Annotated in this window: 22 protein-coding genes; 10 read left to right on the top strand and 12 right to left on the bottom strand. The window is 63.3% G+C overall.

The genetic code is table 11. The features are described 5' to 3' along the window. Positions 1 to 2: 2 nt before the first annotated feature. Both arsB and arsH read left to right on the top strand, forming a co-directional pair. A complete protein-coding gene (gene arsB / locus S7S_RS17845; RefSeq protein ID WP_008734707.1) occupies positions 3 to 1,034 on the top strand; it encodes an ACR3 family arsenite efflux transporter in 1,032 nt (343 codons plus the stop codon). After that, positions 1,031 to 1,741 (top strand): arsenical resistance protein ArsH, encoded by a 711-nt coding sequence (arsH, locus tag S7S_RS17840; protein WP_008734709.1) that lies wholly within the window; start codon positions 1,031 to 1,033, stop codon positions 1,739 to 1,741. The genes arsB and arsH overlap by 4 nt, the downstream gene beginning before the upstream one ends. A gap of 1 nt (position 1,742) precedes the next feature. On the opposite strand, the gene S7S_RS17835 is transcribed toward arsH, so the two are convergent. Further along, on the bottom strand, positions 1,743 to 2,312 hold the full coding sequence (locus tag S7S_RS17835) for a TMEM165/GDT1 family protein (RefSeq protein WP_008734711.1): 570 nt from the start codon (positions 2,310 to 2,312) through the stop codon (positions 1,743 to 1,745). A 274-nt stretch (positions 2,313 to 2,586) separates the two neighbouring features. On the opposite strand from S7S_RS17835, the gene S7S_RS17830 reads away from it, so the two are divergent. Next, entirely contained in the window at positions 2,587 to 2,796 is a 210-nt protein-coding gene (locus tag S7S_RS17830) for a SlyX family protein (RefSeq protein ID WP_008734713.1), read from the top strand. A gap of 51 nt (positions 2,797 to 2,847) precedes the next feature. After that, the gene (locus S7S_RS17825) at positions 2,848 to 4,107 is read left to right on the top strand and encodes an MFS transporter (RefSeq protein ID WP_052269276.1); all 1,260 of its coding nucleotides are present in this window, start codon (positions 2,848 to 2,850) and stop codon (positions 4,105 to 4,107) included. Here S7S_RS17825 and S7S_RS17820 read toward each other — a convergent pair. The 5 genes from S7S_RS17820 to S7S_RS17800 form a co-directional block, all read right to left on the bottom strand. Next, complete coding sequence (locus tag S7S_RS17820; RefSeq protein ID WP_008734717.1) at positions 4,099 to 4,974, bottom strand: hypothetical protein; 876 nt, start codon at positions 4,972 to 4,974, stop codon at positions 4,099 to 4,101. The two genes, S7S_RS17825 and S7S_RS17820, sit on opposite strands and share 9 nt — an antisense overlap. A 332-nt stretch (positions 4,975 to 5,306) precedes the next feature. Beyond that, the gene (phoR, locus tag S7S_RS17815) at positions 5,307 to 6,623 is read right to left on the bottom strand and encodes a phosphate regulon sensor histidine kinase PhoR (protein WP_008734720.1); all 1,317 of its coding nucleotides are present in this window, start codon (positions 6,621 to 6,623) and stop codon (positions 5,307 to 5,309) included. A gap of 93 nt (positions 6,624 to 6,716) precedes the next feature. Beyond that, positions 6,717 to 7,421 carry a phosphate regulon transcriptional regulator PhoB gene (gene phoB, locus S7S_RS17810; RefSeq protein WP_008734722.1) on the bottom strand — a complete coding sequence of 235 codons (705 nt, stop codon included), beginning with the start codon at positions 7,419 to 7,421 and terminating at the stop codon, positions 6,717 to 6,719. A 196-nt stretch (positions 7,422 to 7,617) separates the two neighbouring features. Beyond that, positions 7,618 to 8,496 (bottom strand): 4-hydroxybenzoate octaprenyltransferase, encoded by an 879-nt coding sequence (gene ubiA, locus S7S_RS17805; protein WP_035203673.1) that lies wholly within the window; start codon positions 8,494 to 8,496, stop codon positions 7,618 to 7,620. A gap of 55 nt (positions 8,497 to 8,551) precedes the next feature. After that, positions 8,552 to 9,130, bottom strand: a complete 579-nt coding sequence (locus tag S7S_RS17800) for a chorismate--pyruvate lyase family protein (protein WP_008734725.1) — start codon at positions 9,128 to 9,130, stop codon at positions 8,552 to 8,554. Between the two features lie 235 nt (positions 9,131 to 9,365). Here S7S_RS17800 and rd point away from each other — a divergent pair, with 235 nt between their 5' ends. The 3 genes from rd (at position 9,366) to S7S_RS17785 (ending at position 11,163) form a co-directional block, all read left to right on the top strand. Next, positions 9,366 to 9,530: a rubredoxin gene (gene rd, locus S7S_RS17795; RefSeq protein WP_008734729.1), complete on the top strand. Its 165-nt coding sequence runs from the start codon at positions 9,366 to 9,368 to the stop codon at positions 9,528 to 9,530. Between the two features lie 74 nt (positions 9,531 to 9,604). After that, positions 9,605 to 10,747 carry an NAD(P)/FAD-dependent oxidoreductase gene (locus S7S_RS17790; RefSeq protein WP_008734731.1) on the top strand — a complete coding sequence of 381 codons (1,143 nt, stop codon included), beginning with the start codon at positions 9,605 to 9,607 and terminating at the stop codon, positions 10,745 to 10,747. Between the two features lie 32 nt (positions 10,748 to 10,779). Next, positions 10,780 to 11,163 (top strand): hypothetical protein, encoded by a 384-nt coding sequence (locus S7S_RS17785; RefSeq protein ID WP_008734733.1) that lies wholly within the window; start codon positions 10,780 to 10,782, stop codon positions 11,161 to 11,163. Positions 11,164 to 11,408: 245 nt separating this feature from the next. On the opposite strand, the gene S7S_RS17780 is transcribed toward S7S_RS17785, so the two are convergent. Further along, positions 11,409 to 12,320: a fatty acid desaturase family protein gene (locus S7S_RS17780; protein WP_008734736.1), complete on the bottom strand. Its 912-nt coding sequence runs from the start codon at positions 12,318 to 12,320 to the stop codon at positions 11,409 to 11,411. A gap of 120 nt (positions 12,321 to 12,440) precedes the next feature. Between S7S_RS17780 and S7S_RS17775 the strand changes: the two genes are divergently transcribed. Next, complete coding sequence (locus S7S_RS17775; RefSeq protein WP_008734738.1) at positions 12,441 to 13,445, top strand: AraC family transcriptional regulator; 1,005 nt, start codon at positions 12,441 to 12,443, stop codon at positions 13,443 to 13,445. A 44-nt stretch (positions 13,446 to 13,489) separates the two neighbouring features. Here the strand turns inward: S7S_RS17775 and S7S_RS17770 are convergent, their stop codons facing one another. Continuing rightward, positions 13,490 to 14,695, bottom strand: coding sequence for an ATP-binding protein (locus tag S7S_RS17770; RefSeq protein WP_008734740.1), 1,206 nt, complete (start codon positions 14,693 to 14,695; stop codon positions 13,490 to 13,492). Between the two features lie 158 nt (positions 14,696 to 14,853). Beyond that, positions 14,854 to 15,477, bottom strand: a complete 624-nt coding sequence (locus S7S_RS17765; protein WP_008734743.1) for a TetR/AcrR family transcriptional regulator — start codon at positions 15,475 to 15,477, stop codon at positions 14,854 to 14,856. Positions 15,478 to 15,581: 104 nt separating this feature from the next. On the opposite strand from S7S_RS17765, the gene S7S_RS17760 reads away from it, so the two are divergent. Next, positions 15,582 to 16,499, top strand: coding sequence for an SDR family oxidoreductase (locus S7S_RS17760; protein ID WP_035203676.1), 918 nt, complete (start codon positions 15,582 to 15,584; stop codon positions 16,497 to 16,499). Between the two features lie 33 nt (positions 16,500 to 16,532). Then, positions 16,533 to 16,892, top strand: coding sequence for a hypothetical protein (locus S7S_RS17755; protein ID WP_008734748.1), 360 nt, complete (start codon positions 16,533 to 16,535; stop codon positions 16,890 to 16,892). Positions 16,893 to 17,024: 132 nt separating this feature from the next. On the opposite strand, the gene S7S_RS17750 is transcribed toward S7S_RS17755, so the two are convergent. From S7S_RS17750 to znuC, 3 genes are all read right to left on the bottom strand, one after another. Then, positions 17,025 to 19,013: a hypothetical protein gene (locus S7S_RS17750; RefSeq protein WP_008734750.1), complete on the bottom strand. Its 1,989-nt coding sequence runs from the start codon at positions 19,011 to 19,013 to the stop codon at positions 17,025 to 17,027. A 208-nt stretch (positions 19,014 to 19,221) separates the two neighbouring features. Further along, positions 19,222 to 20,007: a metal ABC transporter permease gene (locus S7S_RS17745; protein WP_035203802.1), complete on the bottom strand. Its 786-nt coding sequence runs from the start codon at positions 20,005 to 20,007 to the stop codon at positions 19,222 to 19,224. Further along, on the bottom strand, positions 20,000 to 20,791 hold the full coding sequence (znuC, locus tag S7S_RS17740; protein WP_008734753.1) for a zinc ABC transporter ATP-binding protein ZnuC: 792 nt from the start codon (positions 20,789 to 20,791) through the stop codon (positions 20,000 to 20,002). Before znuC ends, S7S_RS17745 begins: the two co-directional genes overlap by 8 nt. Between the last annotated feature and the right edge of the window lie 49 nt (positions 20,792 to 20,840).

Below are 20,840 nucleotides of genomic sequence, written 5' to 3'. Positions count from 1 at the left end.
CCATGGGCCTCTTCGAACGTTATCTCAGTGTCTGGGTGGGCCTGTGCATCATTGCCGGCGTGATCGCCGGGCTGGCACTGCCTGAACTTTTTACCGCCATCGCCGCGCTGGAATACGCGCATGTGAACCTGGTGGTGGCGGTGTTCATCTGGGCCATGATCTACCCGATGATGGTGCAGGTGGATTTCGCCGCCGTGCGCGATATTGGCAAGCGCCCGCAGGGTATCTGGCTGACGCTGGTGGTGAACTGGCTGATCAAGCCGTTCACCATGGCGGCGCTGGGCTGGCTGTTTTTCCGCGTGCTGTTTGCCGGCCTGGTGGATGAGGCCAGTGCCACCGAGTATATCGCCGGCATGATCCTGCTGGGTGTGGCGCCCTGTACCGCGATGGTGTTTGTCTGGAGCCAGCTCACCAAGGGCGACCCCAATTACACTCTGGTGCAGGTGTCGGTGAACGACATCATCATGATTTTCGCGTTTGCCCCCATCGCGGCGCTGCTGCTGGGCATGACCGATGTGACCGTGCCGTGGGAAACGTTGCTGCTGTCCGTGGTGTTGTATGTGGTGCTGCCCCTGCTGGCCGGTGTCATGACGCGCCGGCAACTGGAGCGACAAGGTGGTGCGGCGCGTATCAACGCCTTTGTGTCCCGGATCAAGCCCTGGTCGGTGACCGGGCTGTTGGCCACCGTGGTGCTGTTGTTCGGTTTCCAGGCGCCAACCATCGTCAGTGAACCCTTCGTGATCCTGCTGATCGCCATTCCGCTGCTGATCCAGAGCTACGGCATTTTTGTGATCGCCTACGGTGGCGCCAAATGGCTGCGCCTGCCGCACAATGTAGCGGCGCCGGCGGGGTTGATCGGCACTTCGAATTTCTTTGAACTGGCGGTGGCGGTAGCGATTTCCCTGTTTGGTCTGCACAGTGGGGCGGCGCTGGCCACCGTGGTGGGAGTGCTGGTGGAAGTGCCGGTGATGCTGTCACTGGTCGCGCTGGCGAACCGCACCCGGCACTGGTTTCCTGCAGAGGCGACACGATGAAGGATCTGCCCAATGTAGACGGCGAACTGTTCCGGGTGCCGGATAACGACGCAGTGTTCGCTGCGTCGCCGTCCGCGCACCCGCCGCGCATCCTGCTGTTGTACGGTTCGCTGCGCGAACGTTCTTTCAGCCGCCTGGCCACGGAAGAGGCGGCGCGGTTGTTGCAGGCCATGGGCGCCGAGACACGTATCTTCAACCCGGCTGGCCTGCCGCTGCCGGATGCGGCGCCGGTGGAGCATCCGAAAGTGGCCGAGCTGCGCGAGCTGGCGGCCTGGTCGGAGGGCATGGTCTGGTGTTCGCCGGAGCGTCACGGCGCCATGACGGGCATCATGAAGGCGCAGATCGACTGGATTCCGTTGTCGCTCGGTGGCGTGCGTCCGACCCAGGGCAAGACGCTGGCGGTGATGCAGGTCTGCGGCGGTTCGCAATCCTTCAACGCGGTAAACCAGTTGCGCGTGCTCGGGCGCTGGATGCGCATGGTGACCATTCCGAACCAGTCATCCGTGGCCAAGGCGTATCTGGAATTCGACGACAACGATCGCATGAAGCCGTCACCGTTCTACGACCGCATCGTGGACGTGATGGAAGAGCTGATGAAATTCACCCTGCTGGTGCGGGACCGCAGTGATTATCTGGTGGACCGCTATTCCGAACGCAAGGAATCGGCAGAGGACGTGGCGCGCCGGGTGAACCAGCGCGCCCATTGAATCACCACCACAGGCTGCCCAGCGTTACCACGCCAAACAGCACGAACAGCGCGGCACTGATCCGGTGTGCCCACGCCTCGCCGCGTGGGCTGATCAGCCGCGCGCCGAGCCACACCACCGGCACATTGGCCGCCATCATGCCGAGGGTCGAGCCACTGAGCACCTGCCAGAAATCCGCCGGGAAACGGGCTGCCAGCGCCACCGTGGCGATCTGCGTCTTGTCACCGATCTCGGCCAGGAAAAACAGCACGAATGCGGCAGCGAACGGCCCCCAGCGCCGACCGTTGTCGATGTCTTCTTCCTTGTCGGGAATCAGCATCCACAGCCCGAGCAGGATAAAACTGCCGCCCAGCAGCACCGTAAGCCAGAACGGGCTGACCAGCCCGGCCAGATAACCGCCGAACCAGGCCGACAGTCCATGGTTGAGCAGCGTGGCCAGCAAGACGCCGGCCATGATCAGCCAGGGTGCGCGATAACGCTGGGCCAGCGCGAAGGACAGCAGTTGGGTCTTGTCGCCGATCTCGCCGATGGCAACCAGGGTGGTGGAAACAACAAAGGCTTCTGCAAGCATGGGACATTCCAGAGGCGGGACCGAATCTTCAACACCGAGACACATGCGCCCGTCCCGCCATGGGAGGCACCTGTGTCCCGGGTCTTGTCAGTCCCTGTACCCGTGGTCAGACGGGTGCGGGATCGGGGCGCCATGTCGTGTGCGACAAGTATGTTGACGGCCCGCCGTGCCATTTAATCGAGGGGCGGCACGGAGACTACTCCCCCAGAACGGCGCCAAGCCTAAGGGATTATGATAAGGTCGGCAACTCTCTCGGCCAGGTGGAGGCAACGCCATGAGTGAACAGCGTCTGGTGGACATCGAAACCAAACTGGCCTACCAGGAAGACCTGCTGCTGGCCCTGAACGGCATCGTTGCCAGCCAGCAACAGCAGATCGACCAGCTTGAGCAGGTCTGCCGGTCCCTGATCGGCCACCTTCAGGACATGAACGAGCTGGTCAAAGACCGGCGCGGCCCCGAGGACGAGGTGCCGCCGCACTACTGATGCCCGCCGGGCAGGACGTCGTCCGGCGCGGGCCACGACAGGTAAGGGTCCATGACATCGCAGGCTTCGGCCGAACCATCCCGGCGGCGTGTGCTGCGCGAGCCGGGTTTTGCGGCGTTTCTGATTGCCCGGCTGGCGGCGGTGTTCGCCATGCAGATCCAGGCGGTGGTGGTCGCCTGGCAGGTCTACGACATCACCCGCGACCCGTTGTCGCTGGCCTGGGTGGGGCTGGCGCAATTCATTCCCATGCTGTGCCTGCTGTTGCCCGCCGGCGACCTGGTGGATCGCTACAGCCGCAAGCGCATTCTGTTGCTGAGCTGGAGCGGGCAGGCGCTGTGCAGCGGCATGCTGCTATACCTGTCCCTCGGCGAGCATGAGGTCGGTTACTACTACCTGGTGCTGGCGTTGTTCGGCTGTGCCCGCGCCTTTACCGGCCCGACCCTGCAAAGCCTGCTGCCGCAGATTGTGCCGCGTGAGCAACTGGCGCGGGCCATTGCTGTGAACAGCATGATCATGAAAGTCGCAGTGATCGGCGGGCCGCTGATGGGCGGCGTGCTGTACGCTTTTGGCGGCAGCCTCGCGTATGCGGTGTGCCTCGGCTGCTTTGTCATCGGCATCCTGATGCTGCTCCCTGTGCCGGTTCTGTACGCGGCAAAAATTCTGCCCGTTACCAATACGGCCTGGCAGCGTTTCACCGCCGGCATCCGCTATATCCGTTCACGGCCGATCATTCTCGGCGCCATCTCGCTGGACCTGTTTGCCGTGCTGCTCGGTGGCGTGGTGGCCCTGCTGCCGATCTATGCCAGCGATGTGCTGCACGTCGGGCCGGAAGGGCTGGGTGCGTTGCGCAGTGCGGTGGCGGTGGGTGCGCTGCTGATGGGGATTTATCTCAGCACCCGTGCGCTCACTCGCCATGTCGGGCGGGTGATGTTCGTGGCGGTCGCGGTGTTTGGTGTCGCCAATCTGGTGTTCGCCTTCTCGACGCTGTTCTGGGTGTCGTTCGCGGCCATGTTGGTGGCAGGCGCGGCGGACATGATCAGTGTGTATGTGCGCACCACGTTGATCCAGCTCGCGACGCCGGATGAAATGCGCGGCCGGGTGAATGCGGTGAACATGCTGTTCATCGGTTCGTCCAACGAGCTGGGCGAGTTCCGCGCCGGCACGGCGGCAGCCTGGCTGGGCACAGTGCCGGCGGCCGTGATGGGCGGCGCCGCCACGCTGGCGGTGGTGGTCGGCTGGGCCTGGGGGTTCAAGCCGTTGCGGCAGGTGGACCGGTTCAGTGATGTGGAGAGCGTGTCGCGTTCAGCCTGAGTCGGCTTGCTGTTGCAGCGTCTGCTGATGGGTGCGTTCGCGCATTTTATTGTCCAGGTACTCTTCCAGCGGCAATTCCCTGAGCTGGTCCGGGTAGTTCAGCGTCAGCGCATGCCAGCGCGCCAGACGTGTTTCCAGCGCGCTGTCTGCCGGGGCTTCGAGATAGGCCTGCAAGGCCAGATAAAAGCGCATGGTGTTGCGTTCCATCATGCCGCGCAGGCCGCGAATCGGCTTGCCGTCTTCGCTGGAAAAGCCGATGCGGTGCCGGCCTGCGGTGGCGAAATACAGGCGCTGCGCCGTGCGCGTGAGCAAGCCGTAGCTGACCGAATAACTCAGCCGCAGCAGGCTGCGCTGTGCATCCAGCGGCACGGCTTCAATGCGGATTTCATAATCACGCGTGCCGAACGGCCCGTCGGCACCCAGCATGCTGACGGCAAGCCGCGTGTCCGTGCGGGCTTCTTCGCGAAAAAGGTAGTCATTGCGGAACGACTTCTCCGGCGGCTGGTAATGCATGCGCCCGCTGTAGAGCGTGACCCGCCCGCCGCTGTCATCCTCGCGGTACACGCATGCCTTGATATTGAAATGCAGAAAGGTGATTTCACACCAAGGGTCGATGCCGGTCAGCGCGGTGCTCAATACGGCAAACGGATAATCGACAATCGCATCGACACTGCCCCGTGCGGTGTCGCCCTGTTCTTCCGACCGGATCAGCAGGCGTGACGCCAGCCCTTCACGGCGTATGGTCTCGGCCAGGGTCGCGGCGGAGATCGTCGAAGCATGCAGCGACGTAGCCCACAGGCTGGTCGTCAGCAGGCAGAGGATAAGCAGCAGTCCCGGCCGTGGCCGGGTGGGCGCCAGGGAATGCATGGGTGATAGCCTAGCCTCTTGGCCAGAGGGTGGGTAGGGGCGTTGCCGGCCTCTTGATGGCGTGGGAGGCGGCGGGCGAGGCCGAGTTCCTCGAAGCAACAGGCTTCTATGAACAACGCGTTCAGGGATTGGGCGCTGCGCTGATTGATGAGCTGGAGGTAACGCTACTGCGAGCAGCTGACGCTATGGCCCATTGAGGCATCACCCGATATCCGGCGCGTAGTGATGCAACGCTCCCCTTTCTCCATTCTTTATCGCGCTATCGACCAGCAGATACTCGTGCTGGCGGTGGCACATCATCGCCGCCGGTCTCAATACTGGCTGACACGAACTTAACCCGCTTCCTCCACACTCTGCGCCGGCGCCAGCCGGTGCGGCGGGAAATGACAGGTAAAGGTGCTGCCCTTGCCCGGCTGGCTCTGGATTTCCAGCCGCGCGTTGTGGCGGATCAGTACGTGCTTGACGATCGCCAGGCCCAGGCCGGTGCCGCCGGTCTGGGTGACGCGGCTGGAGTCCGGGCGGTAGAAGCGTTCGGTCAGGCGCGGGATATGGCGCGGGTCGATGCCGACGCCGTTGTCATGCACGCTCAGGTGGCCGCCCCGGTCATCTTCCCACCAGCGGATTTCGATGCGACCGTTTTGCGGGGTGTACTTCACCGCGTTGGTGATCAGGTTGCCGAACGCACTTTGCAGCTCTGCCGGGTCGCCGAACACAGTGGCGCTCGGGTCCACTTCCAGGTGCAACTCGTGGTTTTTTTCCGGGTCGGTGGCCTGGCCATCCTGGCGCAGGCGGCGCAGCATCGGCGCAATCTGCACGCGCTGGTTGTGCTTGTCGGCCTCGGTGCCTTCCAGGCGCGCGAGCAGCAGCAGATCGTTGATCAGGGCCTCCATGCGCTGGCTCTGCTGGTTCATCTGCAGCAGTGCGCGGTGCACGCGTTTCTGCTCTGGCGGCATGGTATCGATCAGGGTTTCCAGGTAGCCCTTGAGCACGGTCAGCGGTGTTTTCAGCTCGTGGCTGACGTTGGCGACGAAGTCCTTGCGCATCTGTTCCAGGTTGTGCAGCCGTGTCACATCGCGCACCAGCACCAGCCATTCGCCGGCACCGAAGCGGGTGATGGTGTATTCCAGCTGCACGTTGTCATCCAGCGGCGATGGCAGATCGATGGGCTGTTCGAAATTGCCGGCCTGCAGATAGGTGACAAAGCGCGGGTCGCGGACCAGGTTGGTGAACGTCTGGCGGCGGTCCTGCGGGGCGCGGAAACCGAGCAGGCGTTCGGCGGCCAGGTTCCAGTATTCCAGCCGGCCGCGTTTGTCGACCACGACCACCGCGTCGCGCAATGCGGTAACGGAGCTTTCCGCGCGGCTGATCAATTGCTGCAGGTCATCGCGTGCTGCGTATTCCTTGCGCAGCATGCGGTAGATGGCGTCGAACAGTTCGCCCCAGGCGCCGGTGCCCTCCGGGGGTTCCCAGTCGTCGGGGTAACGCATGATCCAGCGATGGAAACGCACCAGCTGGCCGAAGGAATAACCGATGTAGGCAATCGGCAACAGCGCCGCCGGCCACAGGGTGCCAAGATACCAGGACAGCGCAAAGCCGATCACCAGCAGCAGGGCGATACGGCGCAGTTCGGTGTTCGCAGTAAAATTCAAGCCGGTTTCTCCACCATCGGCACGCGCTACGTTGTCCGGTGACCCAGGCAGGTCATCCGGTCAGCGCAGTGTACCCTGCCGCCACGGCGTGCGTCAGGCGACGCGCGGGGTCTTGATGGAGAAGCGGTACCCGGTGCCGCGCACGGTCTGGATGAACCGGTCGAAATCATACGGCGACAGGGCCTTGCGCAGGCGGCGGATGTGGACGTCGATGGTGCGGTCTTCCACGTACACGTTGGCACCCCACACCTGGTCCAGCAGCTGCGTGCGGGAGTAGGCGCGTTCCTGGTGGCTCATGAAGAATTCCAGCAGGCGGTATTCGGTCGGGCCCATGTCCACCGGGTCGCCGTTGGCGGTGATGCGGTGGCTGACCGGGTCCAGGCACAGGCCTTCCACTTCGATGGCTTTCTCGGCGCCACCGGCAGACGTGCGGCGCAGCACGGCCTTGATGCGCGAGATCAGTTCGCGGGTGGAAAACGGCTTGGTGATGTAGTCATCCGCGCCGACGTCCAGGCCCTGGATCTTGTTGTCCTCTTCGCTCTTGGCGGTGAGCATGATGATCGGAATTTCCGAGGTGCCCTCGTCGCGCTTGAGGCGGCGGGCCAGTTCGATGCCGCTCACCGAGGGCAGCATCCAGTCGAGCAGCACCAGCTCCGGGCGTGCATCGACAATGATCTCGTGAGCCTGCTGGGCGTTTTCCGCTTCCAGCACTTCAAAGTCGGCCAGCTCCAGCGCCACCGCGACCATCTCGCGGATCGCCGGCTCGTCGTCAACAATCAGGATCTTGTGTTTGCTCATGGCGGTCAGTTTTTTCGCTAATGGTTTAGGGTGCCCATTAGATGGCCGTTTAGTGACAAGAATATGACACCGCCACCGCTGTCAACAGCAGGCCGACGGCCCCGCCAGCGTGAAACCCCGCAAATGGCGTGGTTTGGGAGATATGAGCGGCCGCAGTGTAAAAATTTTTACATTTCTGTCGGCCGGTCACGGTGATTCAGCGCAGCAGGTATTGCAGCCACAGGCCCGCGAAGATAGCCAGGCCCACCCACTGGTTATTGAGGAAGGCGCGGAAGCAGGCCGCCGGTTCGCGGTCACGGATCAGCCACTGCTGGTAGACGAACAGCACAGCGGCGACGGCCAGCCCCAGGTGCCAGGGCCAGCCGAAATCCAGGCCGCGGCCGAGCAGCCACAGTGGCCACAGTGTCAGGGCCTGCAGCACACCGATGATCAGCCGGTCGGCGTCACCGAACAGAATGGCGGTGCTCTTGATGCCGATCTTGAGGTCGTCCTCGCGGTCGCACATGGCGTACTGGGTGTCGTAGGCCACGGTCCACACCACCTTGGCGGTGAAGATCAGCCAGGCCGCCGCCGGCAGGCTGCCCGTCTCGGCCGCAAACGCCATCGGGATGGCCCAGCCAAAGGCGGCGCCGAGAAACAGTTGCGGCAGGAAGGTGAAGCGCTTCATGAAGGGGTACAGGATCGCCAGCCCGGCGCCGCCAAAAGAAAGATAGAAGGTGAAGCGGTTCAGCGGGATCAACAGCAACAGCGCCAGCACCAGCAGGCCGGCGAACAGCAGCAGCGCCTGTTTCGCGCTCAGGGCGCCGGTGGCCAGTGGCCGCTCGCGGGTGCGGGCCACGCTGCCGTCGAAATCACGGTCGGCAAAGTCGTTGATCACACAGCCGGCGGCGCGCATCACCCAGACGCCGGCAATAAACACCAGGATCACGGTCAGGCTCGGCGTGCCGTCGCCGGCCACCCAGACCGCCCAGAGCGTGGGCCAGAGCAGCAGCAAGGCGCCGATCGGGCGATCCAGGCGCATCAGCTGAATCCAGGGCCAGAGAGCGGGGTAGCGGGTCTGTATCGCAGCAAGCATCAGCGGTCTGCCTTGTCCGTGAAAGGCGTCATCATAGCGCCGATGGACACGGGCTTCAGCGCCGGTGATGGGAGGGCATGCCACCGGCGACGTCTGGCCGTGCCCACAGCGCCGGCAGGAAGAATTCCGCCACCAGACAGGGCTGGCCACGTTTCTCGAACAGCGACTCGCGCCCCCAGACCGGACCGTGTAGGCCGGGCACCGGCAGGCGGGCGCCATCGAGGCAGGTGACCCAGACGGCGCGCCGCGTGGCCTGCGGCGGCTTGAACAGCTCCAGGCCCAGTGAGCGGCGGGCCATATGACCGAGCACCCGGTTGGCGCCGCGCAGCGAGCGCAGTGGCAGCATGCTGCGCGCAAAGACCACCGGTTCGCCATCGAGCGTCAGCAACACTTCACGCAGTAGCGCATGCTGGCGCGGGCGCTGGCCGGCCAGGCGCAGTTCGGTGGCGGTGGGCCGGGTAATCAGTTGGCGCAGCGGCTGCACGGCGAAGCGGCCATGCTGGCGCAGGCGGCGGGTCAGGGAGCCGCTGTCGGCGATCCAGTCACCGATCACCGGGGGCAGGGGCTGGCGTCCAAGGGGTTGCCAGTGGCACTGTGCAGGCAGGATGGGACTGGGGTAAAACGGCTGCTTCACGGAAGAGGCTCCGGCCGGCTGGAGGATGCCGCGCGCACTATGCGCCAGGGTCCCGGTCTTGGCAAGAAACCGGCGGCGCATCAGGGTGGGTCATATGTTGCCAGAGGCGAATGGCATTGTGGCCCCGATGTCATTGATTTTTCATATGGGCGCCGCTAGTTTAGGCGCCTTCGCGGGTCACCCGGCTGCCTTCGCCGGCCGGTGACTTAGCCCCGGATAAGCGTGAGGAAAGATCATGAGAAAGTGGGAATGCGTAGTGTGCGGCTTCATTTATGACGAAGCCGAGGGCCTGCCGGACGAAGGCATTGCGCCGGGCACCGCCTGGGACGACGTACCGGATGATTGGGTTTGCCCGGATTGCGGCGTTTCCAAAGATGATTTCGAAATGGTGGAAATCTGATCCATCCCACCTGCGGGGCGCGACGCGCCCCGGACCGCCTGCCCTGATCAATGCCGCCGGACACCGAGAAGCCTATGGACCCCATTATCGTCATCGGAACCGGCCTGGCCGGTTTCAATCTGGTCAAAGAGCTGCGCAAGCTCGACCAGGATACCCCCGTGATCATGCTGACCGCCGATGACGGTCGTAACTATTCCAAGCCGATGCTCTCCACCGGTTTCACCAAAGAAAAGGGCGCGGACGAACTGGCCATGGGGGGTCCGGAACAGACCGCATCGACCTTCAATGCCACGCTGCGTACCGGCGTTACCGTTACGGCGATCGATCGTGACGCAAAACAAGTGGTGCTCGGCGACGAACGGCTGACCTACAGCAAGCTGGTGCTGGCCTGCGGCGCCGACGTGTTCCGCCCGCCGATGGAAGGCGACGGCATGGACGCGGTCTATACCGTCAACGACCTGATGGACTACGCCCGCTTCCGCGAGGCGGCCGCCGGCAAGAAAACCGTGCTGGTGGTGGGCGGCGGCCTGATCGGCTGTGAGTTCGCCAACGACCTCACCAACGGCGGTTATAAGGTGCATGTGGTGGAGCCGGTAGGCCGCTGCCTGCCGACCTTCCTGCCGGAGCCGGCATCGGTGGCGGTGTCGTCCGCGCTGGGCAAACTCGGTGTGGTGTTTCACTTCGGCCCGTTTGCGCAGCGCGTGGACCGGCACGGCGACGGTGTGCGGGTGACGCTGTCCGATCACAGCACCGTGGACGTGGATATCGTGCTGTCTGCCGTGGGCCTGCGCCCGCGCATTGGCCTGGCCAAAGACGCCGGCCTGGACACCGGCCGCGGTGTCAAAGTGGACCGTTTCCTGCGCAGCAGTGACCCGGATATTTATGCCCTGGGCGATTGCGCGGAAGTGAACGGCCATGTGCTGCTGTATGTGCTGCCGCTGATGAGCGCGGCGCGCGCGCTGGCGAAAACCCTCGCTGGCGAGGACACTGCGGTGAGCTACGGCGTCATGCCGGTGACCATCAAGACGCCGGCCTGCCCGGTGGTGTGCGTGCCGCCGCCACAGGATGTGGCCGGCGACTGGGAGTTTGAGGTCGATGGCCACCACGTCAAGGCACTGTTCCGCGACACCGACGGGCAGTTGCGTGGCTACGCCCTGACCGGCGACGCCTGCGGCGAAAAAATGAAACTCAACAAGGAGCTGCCCGCCCTGTTCTGAGGCGGCGGCTTTTTTCAGACGAGGGAACGGCAATGCGATTTCGGCTGGTACTGTTGATTCTGGGCTGGCGCCTGCGCTGGCTGGGGCGCCATAACGCGGATTTCCGCAAGCAACTGGAAAACCGCAACGTGATCATGCAATGGCGCACCAAAGCGGGTGCGCCCGCACGCTGGTTTCACTTCCAGCCCAGCGGCGTGACCGCCCGTGGCGGCCTGAACCCCGCGCCGACCGTGACGCTGGCCTTCGAGGACGCTGCCTACGCCTTCGCCACACTGCAAAAGGCCGGCAAGAACCAGATGGCGTTCATGGAAGGCATGCAGCAGGGCAAGATCAAGATCGAAGGCGATCCGGGTCAGTTGATGTGGTTCATGACCTTGATGAAATTCATCATGCCCAAAAAGCAGAAAGCTGCCTGATATCGTCCGTCATAATTGACGCTGCCGTTCGCCTGCTTCGTGTATTCCTGTGCCGGCGCACTTTGGCGGAGACGAAGGCGGGCAACGGGAAAGCCGGTGGAAGGGTTTGCGGACGCGTGTGATCAGCCTTCCCCCTGAAATTCCAGCATCACATCACCAAACGTTTCGGCACCCGGGCGCGTCTGGTGACAATGTCTGAGTGCTGCCGTCTGGATATCCAGTCGGCTCCTTTCTGTGGAGCCTGATCAGACAACTCTGGGTGTTTCTTTTCCGGGTTGGCCACTCGTCACCGGTTGGCGCGAAAAGATACCGATAATAGGTGTGCCCTGTTCCCGCAGAATAAACTGAATATCCCGATGTAGCGCATGGTATCTGTAAAAGGGGACGCGGGGGAAAAGATGATGAATGGAGTGCAGGTTCTGCCCTAGCCAGAACCACTCCACGGGTTTCATCCAGAAGGGCATGATCAGGCTATTGGTGTTGCGATAGCGTTCGCTTGTCTTGTACGGGTGATGCGGCCGATAGGCGAACCAGTACGCAGTAAAAAGAGCGCCCGTGTAATAACCCCCTAAAACCACGGCTATCGTGCCGGGTTGATGCACCAGGGCTATTAAGGCAACGCGCCAGCCCAGTGACACCGCGAGTTCCATGCAATAAATCAGGCGTTCGGTCGCTGAGGCGCCAGCCCAGCCGTGTTTCAGGAAAAAGGTATTCTGAATCCACAGCAAGCGCAGCCCGTTAGTGACCACGGCCATCAGGCCCTTCTGCATGCCACTGACTATAAAGTCCGGGTCTTTCTCCGGCTGATTGGTATAACGGTGATGGGCGAAGTGCTCGATGCGGTGTGACGCATAGGGGATGGCGATGATGGGAGCAACCAGATAACCGCAAAGATCGTTCATCCATTTTCGACTATCGTGCTGGCCCTGGATGTTGCCATGGGCGGCTTCATGGAGCGGTGTATAGGCCATATAAGTCAGCACGGACACCGCCAGGTAAGCGCCCCAGGCAGGCAATGCTCCGCCGGCGAACAATAATAGCGTGGCCGCAAAAGTCACCACCACTGCCAACGTGAGCGCAACGGTCAGCCAGGCCGTTTTCCCCATATAATGTTTCGCGCAGGCAATGGCCTGCTTGTTCAATGTCGCCGGCTCCATGCAGGTGGCCTCTTGTCGGGACTGTCATATCCCATAGTAAAGTCGCCCCATAGCCACCAGAATAGCCGCTGCGGCCATCTGCCCTGCAATACTGGCCATTGGAAGAAGTGGTAACGAGCCATGCACAACACTGGGGAAACACTGCACCCGGCGGCGATCAGCGAGGTCATGCTCAATTTCGCCCAGCGCAACGGTATCGACCGGCAAACCTGCCTGCTGGGCACCGGGATCTCTGATGTCTCCCTCGCAGGGGGTGAGGGGCTGATCACGCGCACCCAGGAAATGCGCCTTATCGAGAATCTCATGCTGGCCTTGCCGGATGCGGGGCCGTCCGGCTTCGAGCTGGGTTTGCAGTATAGTCTGGCCACGTTCGGGGTGTGGGGATTTGCGCTCCGCACTTGCAAGACGTTGCGCGACGCGATTGTCCTGGGGATACGTTACCTGCCCCTGAGCACCGCTTACTGCCGGGTCGCGATATGTGAAGACGAAAATGCCTTTGGTGTCACGTTTGATGCTGATCCGATCCCTTCTCATCTGCGACAATTTCTGCTGGAGCGGGACATGGCGACAGCCATTAATCTGGTCCGGGAAATCACCCTTCATGGTGTGGATTTCAAAGCGGTGGAATTCATCGGTGTTCCTGAGGTCAACCCGGAGCTCGTAAAAGGTCTGTGCAGTGTTGCGCCAGTTTTTAATGCGCCGGCCCATCGCATCATGGTGAGCTACGAGGGTGCTGATAAGCCTTTTCCCGGTTACGAGCCCACACTGACGCGCATGCTGGAGCAGCAATGTCGTCAGCGCATGGTGGCTGTGGAAAATATCGGTATCACCGGCAAGGTCCGCCAGAAACTGCTTGGCGACATGGGGCTTGGCGCCACGCTTGATGATATGGCCAGCGAGCTGGCGCTGTCTTCCCGCAGCCTGCGCCGCAAGCTGGAGCAGGAAGGTTCCAGCTATCGTGAATTGATAGAAGAGGAGCGCAGGCAGCTTGCCTTGCAGTTGCTGGACAATACCAAGATGAAGGTCGAGGAGGTGGCTGCGCATCTTGGCTACACGGATGCTGGCGGTTTTGTGCGTGCGTTCAAGCGCTGGATGAATTGCGCGCCAAGTGAATACCGGAAATGATCTGCGATGCTGTGCTGAAAAAGCCGGCACGAGCCCGCTGGCGTTCAGCTCCCGTCTTGCGTTAGCCATGTCCCGGCACGGGAAAAGTGTACGGCCTCTATGCCATCGCTCATCTGAAAATCCTCGCCATTATAAGCGACCGCTGCACGGGCAAGGGCATGGTTGTTTCGGGAAAAGCGTTTCAGGCCCTGCTTGAAATGACTGTTCCAGGTTTCTGCGGCCTTGATTTCCATGCCACTCAGTTCACTGCCAGATTTATGCAGAAGATCAATCTCATTGCCGTGGCTGTCACGGAAGAAGTACAGGTTGGCTGCATGCCCCTGATTATAGCGGGCCTTCAGGGCTTCCAGTACGACGAGGTTTTCGAAAATGCTGCCAAGCAGTGGGTCACGGGTGATCTGTTGAGGGGTTTCTATATCGAGCAAATAGGTCAATAAGCCGACGTCAATGAAATAGTACTTGGGTGATTTGATGACCCGTTTGCCGAAATTATCGAAATACGGCGGCAATTTGAAGACTACAAATGATGCTTCGAGAATGGAAAGCCAGTGTTTGACGGTCTTGTTGTCCACGCCGATATCGTTGGCCAGTGATTGGTAATTGATAATTTGCCCGGCGCGCCCGGCCATCAGTTTGATGAACTTCTCGAACAGGGTGGCGTCTTTCAGGTTGATAAGCTGGCGCACATCGCGCTCGACATAGGTCTGGTAATAATTGGCCCATGCCCGGTGGGGCCGTTGTTGCTGGTCGTGAATACGTGGCAGAAAGCCGTGGAAGGCGTACTCGGTGAAATGCTCGAAGCCCATGCCTGCTGCCTTCAGTTCAGGGATGGACAGAGGCAGCAAATGCAGTATGCCGGTACGGCCAGCCAGTGATTGGCTGATGGCGGCACGCAATTCCATTTGGTGGGAGCCAGTGAGAACAAACTGACCGTTCTCGCCGGGCCGTTCGTCCACCAGTGTCTGGATATAGCTTAGCAAGTGGGGCGTGCGCTGGATTTCATCGAAAATCACCCGCTTTGGGTAACGCTTGAGAAAGGCCTTGGGGTCTTCGTTGGCGAACTCGCGCGTTTCCGGGGTTTCCAGGGAAACATAGTCATAGTCCGCGAGGATGGAGCGCACCAGCGTCGTTTTGCCTGCCTGCCGTGGGCCCAGCACGGTGACCACCGGGTATTCGGTGAGTTGTGTGCGTAGCTCTTTGGTAAGGATTCGAGGGATCATGGCTTGTGCAAATTTGGAGTTGATGTCCATATTTGCACAGATTGGCGAAAGAGTCACCATCACCATCGGAGCAGGTTTGGGACACGCACAGCAGCATCGGTCCAGCCGCAAGCCCAGAGCACGCCTGCGCCCACATCACGCAAAATCCGGGCAGGGGGTTTGCCGGCGCGGCGTGCCGGGCAGCCGGGTCAGGACGCTGATTGAATCTCGGCTTTCAAGCCATCGAAGGCTTGCTTGAGCAGCGCTGCTACCGGCTGTCGCTGGCTGCCCTGATCGTTCCACGCCTGAGTCGCCAATCGCACGGCACCGATGGATACCATCGCCACCATGTGCAGGGCGGCACGCCGTTCCGGCTGTCGCCAGACCTCGCAAAGGGTGCTGAAAAGCGCCTGTTCCTGTTTGGCGTAGAACGCCGGCTTGAGGGAAAGCAGGGAGTCGCTTGAACGCATCAGCCTGTCGATGGCCGTCATTTCCTCCGCCGTATAGCGGGCGCTGTGTTCCAGCATCACGTCGCAGACGGCGTCCAGTGGCGCCACGTCCGGCGATACCTTCAATAGCTCGGTATAGATGCTGGCCCAATTGGCGTCCATCCAGAACAGGACAATGTCGTCCTTCGATTTGAAGTAGGAGAAAAACGTGCGGCGCGAGATGCCGGCTTCTGCCGCGATGGTGTCCAGCGTCGTGCCTTCGTAGCCGTTGGCCAGGAACAGGCGCAGCCCGGTTTCGGCGATGCGCTGACGTGTTTCGCGGCGTTTGCGCTCCCGCAAGCCTTCGCCGGGCGCGGTGTTCGCGGTGGGGAGGGTCTCTGGCATTCGGGCGGCCTGTTGCAATGGTGCACCAAGTGCATTAAATTTTGCACTCAGTGCATTTGATTGTGCACTTAGCTTACCGTGCCCATCCCTTGCGAGGCAAAGATATGGCGAACTGGACGATGGCGGATATCCCCGCCCAACGCGGTCGCACCGCGATCATCACCGGCACGGGCGGGCTTGGATATCAGGCCGCTCTGGCACTGGCCAGTGCGGGCGCGGAGGTGATCCTGGCGGGCCGAAACCGCGCCAGGGGCGAGGCGGCCGTCAATCAGATCCGTCAGCATGTGCCGGATGCCCGGGCAGGGTTCGAGATGCTGGACCTCGCCAGCCTGGCGTCCGTTACGGCATTTGGGAAACGTCTGCGGGAAGCACGCCCCCGGCTTGATCTGCTGATCAACAACGCTGCGGTGATGACGCCGCCGACGCGCCAGCTGACCGCCGACGGGTTCGAGTTGCAGTTCGGCACCAATTATCTGGGGCATGTTGCGTTGACCGCCCAGCTGCTGCCTCTGCTGCGCCAGAGTGCGTCAGCGCGTGTCATCAATACCTCCAGTATTGCCGCCCGCAGCGGCACGATCGATTTCGACGACTTGCAGTCGGCGCGCGCTTACCGGCCCATGGTCGCCTACAGCCAGTCGAAGCTGGCCTGCCTGATGTACGCATTTGAGTTGCAGCGTCGCAGCGAGGCGGCCGGCTGGGGTATCCAGAGCATCGCGGTGCATCCGGGGATTGCGCGCACGGAGCTGTTGCCCAACGGTGCCGGTGCCTGGAGTGCTGCGGGCATGGCGCGTCGCTTTCTGTGGTTTCTGTTCCAGCCGGCGGCGCAGGGTGCCTTGCCAACGTTGTTTGCCGCAACCTCGGCACAGGCCCGCGGCGGTGCCTATTACGGCCCGGACAAGCTAGGTGAAACGCGTGGCTATCCCGTCGCTGCCAAGATCCCGCCGCAGGCAGCTGAGGCGGACAGCGCGGCAAGGCTCTGGGCTGAATCAGAACGGCTTGCCGGCGTGGTGCATAACGGCTGAGTCGCGTCTTTCGGCGCACGGGGAGGAATTATCATGCACCAGTATCTTGTCTATGCCGCCTACGGTTGGCTGGCGCTGAGTGGGCTGCTTCATTTCAGTGTTGATGTGGTGTCCCAGTACCTGCGCGGCACGCGCGCGCCGGGACCGGAGGCGACGCTGTATTACGGGTTAAATACCGCGTTTGCGCTGGGTCAGGTTGTGTTCGGGCTGCTTGGGCTGTATCTGGCCTGGCGGGCAATGAGCGTGCTGGCCGAAACGCCGGTGCTGCTCCTGTCTGTGGCCGCCGCGCTGGGATGGCTGGCGATCACCTTTCTGTTCATGGACTACCACGAGCCGAAGTTTGCCGCCGGCCTGTTCTGCCTGCTGTTGTGCGCGGCGTTCGTGACGCGCTGACGGCGATGCGGGGTGGTGATGCAGGAGGGGGAGAGAGCCCGTGGTCACGGCACGAGTGCCTCGTTGTCGTGACCACGGTCTTTGGGGCAGGGGCCTGGGACGGCCCCTTTCTCTGGTGCGAGCAGTGCGGCCTTAACCGAACAGGCCACCAAGGATCGGCCCCAGAATCGGGCCGAGGATCGGCAGGTCGTCCAGCGGCGTACCGCTGCCGCCGCCCGTGCCGCCACCCAGCACGCCGCCGAGCAGGCCGTCGAGGATGTCGCCGACCACCGGAATCTGCGTCAGCAGATCGGTGATCGGTTGCAGTTGCTCGACTGACAGCAGGCATTGCAGCGGGTCAGCGGCGTCGCCGCAGAGCGCTTCCAGGTCCGGAATGCCCGGCAGTGCCGGGGTGCCGCCGGAGAGCAGGGCATCCAGCAGGCCATTGACCACATCACCCAGCACGGGCACTTGTGCCACCGCGTCAGTCAGCGGGGCGAGCAGTTCGGTCAGCGCACCCAGGCAGCTCAACGGGTCGGCCGGGTCGCACAGGCCGCCCAGGTCGGGCAGTTCGCCGCCCGGGGTGCCGCCGCCCAGCAGCGGCGCCAGCAACTGGTTGATGATGTCGCCGAGGACCGGCACTTCACCGACCAGACCGGTCAGCGGGGCCAGCAGTTCAGAGAGTTGTTCCAGGCCCGGCAGGTCACCGCCGCCCGGCAGGCCACCGCCCGGCAGTTCACCGCTGAGAATGCCGTTGATCAGATCACCCAGCACCGGCACCTGGTCCAGCAGGCCGGTGAGGGGTGCCAGCAGGTCAGACAGTGCGGTCAGGCAGCTCAGCGGGTCGGTTGGGTCGCACAGTTCGCCCAGGTCGGGCAGGCCCGGCAGTTCGCCTGGCGTGCCGCCGCCCATCAGGGCGCCGAGCAGGCCGTTGACCACATCACCCAGCACCGGGATTTCCTCAACCAGACCGGTCAGCGGGGCCAGCAGTTCAGAGAGTTGTTCCAGGCCCGGCAGATCGCCGCCACCCGGCAGGCCACCGCCCGGCAGTTCGCCGCTGAGCAGGCCGTTGATCAGGTCACCCAGCACCGGCACCTGGTCCAGCAGGCCGGTGAGCGGGCCCAGCAAGTCAGACAGTGCGGCCAGGCAGCTCAGTGGATCAGCGGGATCACACAGATCGCCCAGGCCCGGCAGCTGCGGCAGTTCGCCGCCCGGGGTGCCGCCGCCCAGCAGGGCGCCAAGCAGCTGGTTGATCACGTCACCCAGCACCGGAATTTCACCCAGCAGCCCGGTCAGCGGGGCCAGCAGGCCGGCCAGCTGATCCAGGCCCGGCAGATCGCCGCCACCCGGCAGGCCACCGCCCGGCAACTCGCCGCTGAGCAGGCCGTTGATCAGGTCGCCCAGCACCGGCACCTGGTCCAGTGCGTCGGTCAGCGGATTCAGCAGCTCCGCCAGCGCGCTGAGGCAGCCGAGCGGATCGGTCGGGTCGCACAGACCGTCCAGGCCCGGGAATTCGCCCGGCAGCCCGCCGCCCATCAGGGCGCCGATGATGTCGCCGAGTACCGGAATCTGGCCGACCAGTTCGGTCAGTTCAGACAGGCCCGGCAGGTCGCCATTGCCCAGGCTCAGGGCCTCGGTCAGGCAGTCGGCCGGGTTGAATTCGTTGCTCATGGACGCCGTCGGGCACAGCGCGGTCAGCAGCGGATTGCCGCCGTCGCCGCCGAGCAGGTCTTCCAGATTGCCGAGCATGCCGGCGAGCTCCTGCAGACAGGCCGGGCCGAAGTCCATCGGCAGCACGGTCAGGCCATTGTCGTCATGGGTGATGACGGCGAAATCCTCGGCGGCTTCCGGGCAGAAACGCGCCAGGACATTGCCATTGAGGCCGGGGATGCCGGAGGAAGCTTCTGCCTGGCAGTCGGTCGCTGAAATCTGGCCCTCTACCTGGCCGGTCACCGCGGACGGGCAGAACGCTTCGGTAAATTCGTTTTCGGTGCTGGTCAGTTCAGTGGCAGGTGACGCCGGCTCCGCGGGTGGGTTGCCGCCGCTTCCCGCGTTGTTGCTGCTGCCGCCCCCGCCGCCACAGGCGGCCAGTGCGAACAGCACCGCGCCCAGCAGGGCGCCCCGAGCAAAGATTCCGTTCATTGTGTAACCCTCATTGCCAGATATTTCCCACGATTGCGGAGGGACCCCCGCCCACTCATGACTATAGGCAGCGCGGCGTGGGCAATATGTAGGCACTGATTTACCTCATGTAACGGTTCAGTGCGCTTGGGTGTGTGAAATGCACAGGGTGTGAGGGGGTGTTACGGAAGGGGCGGAAACGAGCACACGAGAAGACCGAAAACCGCCGTCAGGCCGCTCTCGGTGCCAGCAGGGAGAGCACGAAGATGCTGGCGGCGGCCACCACGATGGAGGGGCCGACGGGCGTATCTGCAAACCAGCTCAGGGCCAGCCCGCCGATCACGGCGAAGGCCCCGAGCAGGCTCGCCAGCATCGCCATCTGGGCGGGGGTGCGCGACAGACGCCGGGCGCTGGCGGCGGGGATGATCAGCAGGGAAGTGATCAGCAATACGCCGACGGTGCGGATGGCGCCGGCGATCAGCAACGCCAGCATCAGCATCAGCAGGGTGCGGGTGGCGGCCACGTTGATGCCTTCCACGCGCGCCAGTTCCTCGTTCACGGTGATACTCAGCAGGCGGCGCCAGTTCAGCACGGTGAGCAGCAGGATCACCAGTGCGCCACTCCACAGCCAGACAATGTCACGGCCGCTGACGGCCAGCAGATCACCGAACAGAAAACCGAACAGGTCCACCTGCACCGATGGCAGCAGGCTGATCGCGATCACGCCCAGTGCCAGCGTGGTGTGTGCCACGATGCCGAGCAGTGTGTCGCTGGCGATGATCTGTTGCTGTTGCAGGGCCACCAGCGTCAGTGCCAGCACCAGGCAGCAGAGCACCACGGCCGGATACAGCGCCAGGCCGAACGCCAGCCCGAAGGCGGCACCGAGCAGGGCGCCGTGCGCCAGCGTGTCACCGAAGAACGCCATGCGCCGCCACACCACGAAGGCGCCCATTGGCCCGGCGACGGCGGCCACGGCCAGGCCGGCCAGCAGTGGCAGCAGCAACAGCTCAATGATCATGGTGATGATGCTCCGCGCAATCCACGTTGCCGTGCAGGTCGTGCTCGTGGTCATGCTCATGCGTGTACAGCGCCAGGTTCGTCGCCGGGTGACCGGGGAACATGTCGCGGAAGGCCGGATCGCGGCTGACGGCTTCCGGCGTGCCGGAGCAGCAGATGTGATGGTGCAGGCACACCACGTCATCGGTGGCGGCCATCACCAGGTGCAGGTCGTGGGAGATCAGCAGAATGCCGCAGCGCAGTTCATCGCGCACTTCGGCCAGCAGGCCGTAGAGTGCATCCTGGCCGGCCACGTCCACGCCCTGGGCGGGCTCGTCCAGCACCAGCAGGTCCGGTTTGCGCAGCAGTGCCCGGGCCAGCAGCACGCGCTGCATTTCGCCGCCGGACAGCGCCTGCACCGCACGCCGGCGCAGATGTGCCACGCCGGCGCGGCCCAGGGCATCACGCCGCGCGCGGGTCGCGCCAGCCATGCCCAGCGCCAGAAAACCGTCCACGGTCAGCGGCAGGCTGTCGTCGATCTTGATCCGCTGCGGCATGTAGCCGATACGCAGGCCGGTGCGCCGGGTCACCCGCCCCCGGCTGGGCGGCACGATGCCGAGGATCACCCGCGCCAGGGTGGACTTGCCCGCGCCATTGGGGCCGATCAGCGTGGTGATGCGGCCGCTGTGCAGGGCGAGATGGATGTCACTGAGCACTTCCTGCTGGCCGAAGCGCACTGCCACGTCATGCAGCGCAATCAGCGGTGCATCGGTGGTGTCGGGGACGGGGCGGGGTGCGGCCATGCATCAAAGCCTGTGTCAGCGGCGTATTCGGTGGAGCGCCGATGATATA

The sequence above is a fragment of the Isoalcanivorax pacificus W11-5 genome (assembly GCF_000299335.2).
Taxonomy (GTDB): domain Bacteria; phylum Pseudomonadota; class Gammaproteobacteria; order Pseudomonadales; family Alcanivoracaceae; genus Isoalcanivorax; species Isoalcanivorax pacificus.
The sequence above is the reverse complement of the archived record's forward strand: the minus strand, read 5'-3'. Positions and strand labels throughout refer to the sequence as shown.

What these genes read in the sequence shown, in the direction of transcription:
- S7S_RS17825 (WP_052269276.1), top strand. Translation starts at nt 2,848, where the DNA reads ATGACATCGCAGGCTTCGGCCGAACCATCCCGGCGGCGTGTGCTGCGC.
- znuC (WP_008734753.1), bottom strand. Translation starts at nt 20,791, where the DNA reads ATGGCCGCACCCCGCCCCGTCCCCGACACCACCGATGCACCGCTGATT.
- S7S_RS17780 (WP_008734736.1), bottom strand. Translation starts at nt 12,320, where the DNA reads ATGGAGCCGGCGACATTGAACAAGCAGGCCATTGCCTGCGCGAAACAT.
- S7S_RS17830 (WP_008734713.1), top strand. Translation starts at nt 2,587, where the DNA reads ATGAGTGAACAGCGTCTGGTGGACATCGAAACCAAACTGGCCTACCAG.
- arsH (WP_008734709.1), top strand. Translation starts at nt 1,031, where the DNA reads ATGAAGGATCTGCCCAATGTAGACGGCGAACTGTTCCGGGTGCCGGAT.
- S7S_RS17835 (WP_008734711.1), bottom strand. Translation starts at nt 2,312, where the DNA reads ATGCTTGCAGAAGCCTTTGTTGTTTCCACCACCCTGGTTGCCATCGGC.
- S7S_RS17755 (WP_008734748.1), top strand. Translation starts at nt 16,533, where the DNA reads ATGCACCAGTATCTTGTCTATGCCGCCTACGGTTGGCTGGCGCTGAGT.
- ubiA (WP_035203673.1), bottom strand. Translation starts at nt 8,496, where the DNA reads ATGCTTGCTGCGATACAGACCCGCTACCCCGCTCTCTGGCCCTGGATT.
- S7S_RS17820 (WP_008734717.1), bottom strand. Translation starts at nt 4,974, where the DNA reads ATGCATTCCCTGGCGCCCACCCGGCCACGGCCGGGACTGCTGCTTATC.
- S7S_RS17785 (WP_008734733.1), top strand. Translation starts at nt 10,780, where the DNA reads ATGCGATTTCGGCTGGTACTGTTGATTCTGGGCTGGCGCCTGCGCTGG.
- phoB (WP_008734722.1), bottom strand. Translation starts at nt 7,421, where the DNA reads ATGAGCAAACACAAGATCCTGATTGTTGACGACGAGCCGGCGATCCGC.
- S7S_RS17770 (WP_008734740.1), bottom strand. Translation starts at nt 14,695, where the DNA reads ATGGACATCAACTCCAAATTTGCACAAGCCATGATCCCTCGAATCCTT.
- S7S_RS17790 (WP_008734731.1), top strand. Translation starts at nt 9,605, where the DNA reads ATGGACCCCATTATCGTCATCGGAACCGGCCTGGCCGGTTTCAATCTG.
- rd (WP_008734729.1), top strand. Translation starts at nt 9,366, where the DNA reads ATGAGAAAGTGGGAATGCGTAGTGTGCGGCTTCATTTATGACGAAGCC.
- S7S_RS17765 (WP_008734743.1), bottom strand. Translation starts at nt 15,477, where the DNA reads ATGCCAGAGACCCTCCCCACCGCGAACACCGCGCCCGGCGAAGGCTTG.
- S7S_RS17775 (WP_008734738.1), top strand. Translation starts at nt 12,441, where the DNA reads ATGCACAACACTGGGGAAACACTGCACCCGGCGGCGATCAGCGAGGTC.
- S7S_RS17760 (WP_035203676.1), top strand. Translation starts at nt 15,582, where the DNA reads ATGGCGAACTGGACGATGGCGGATATCCCCGCCCAACGCGGTCGCACC.
- S7S_RS17750 (WP_008734750.1), bottom strand. Translation starts at nt 19,013, where the DNA reads ATGAACGGAATCTTTGCTCGGGGCGCCCTGCTGGGCGCGGTGCTGTTC.
- arsB (WP_008734707.1), top strand. Translation starts at nt 3, where the DNA reads ATGGGCCTCTTCGAACGTTATCTCAGTGTCTGGGTGGGCCTGTGCATC.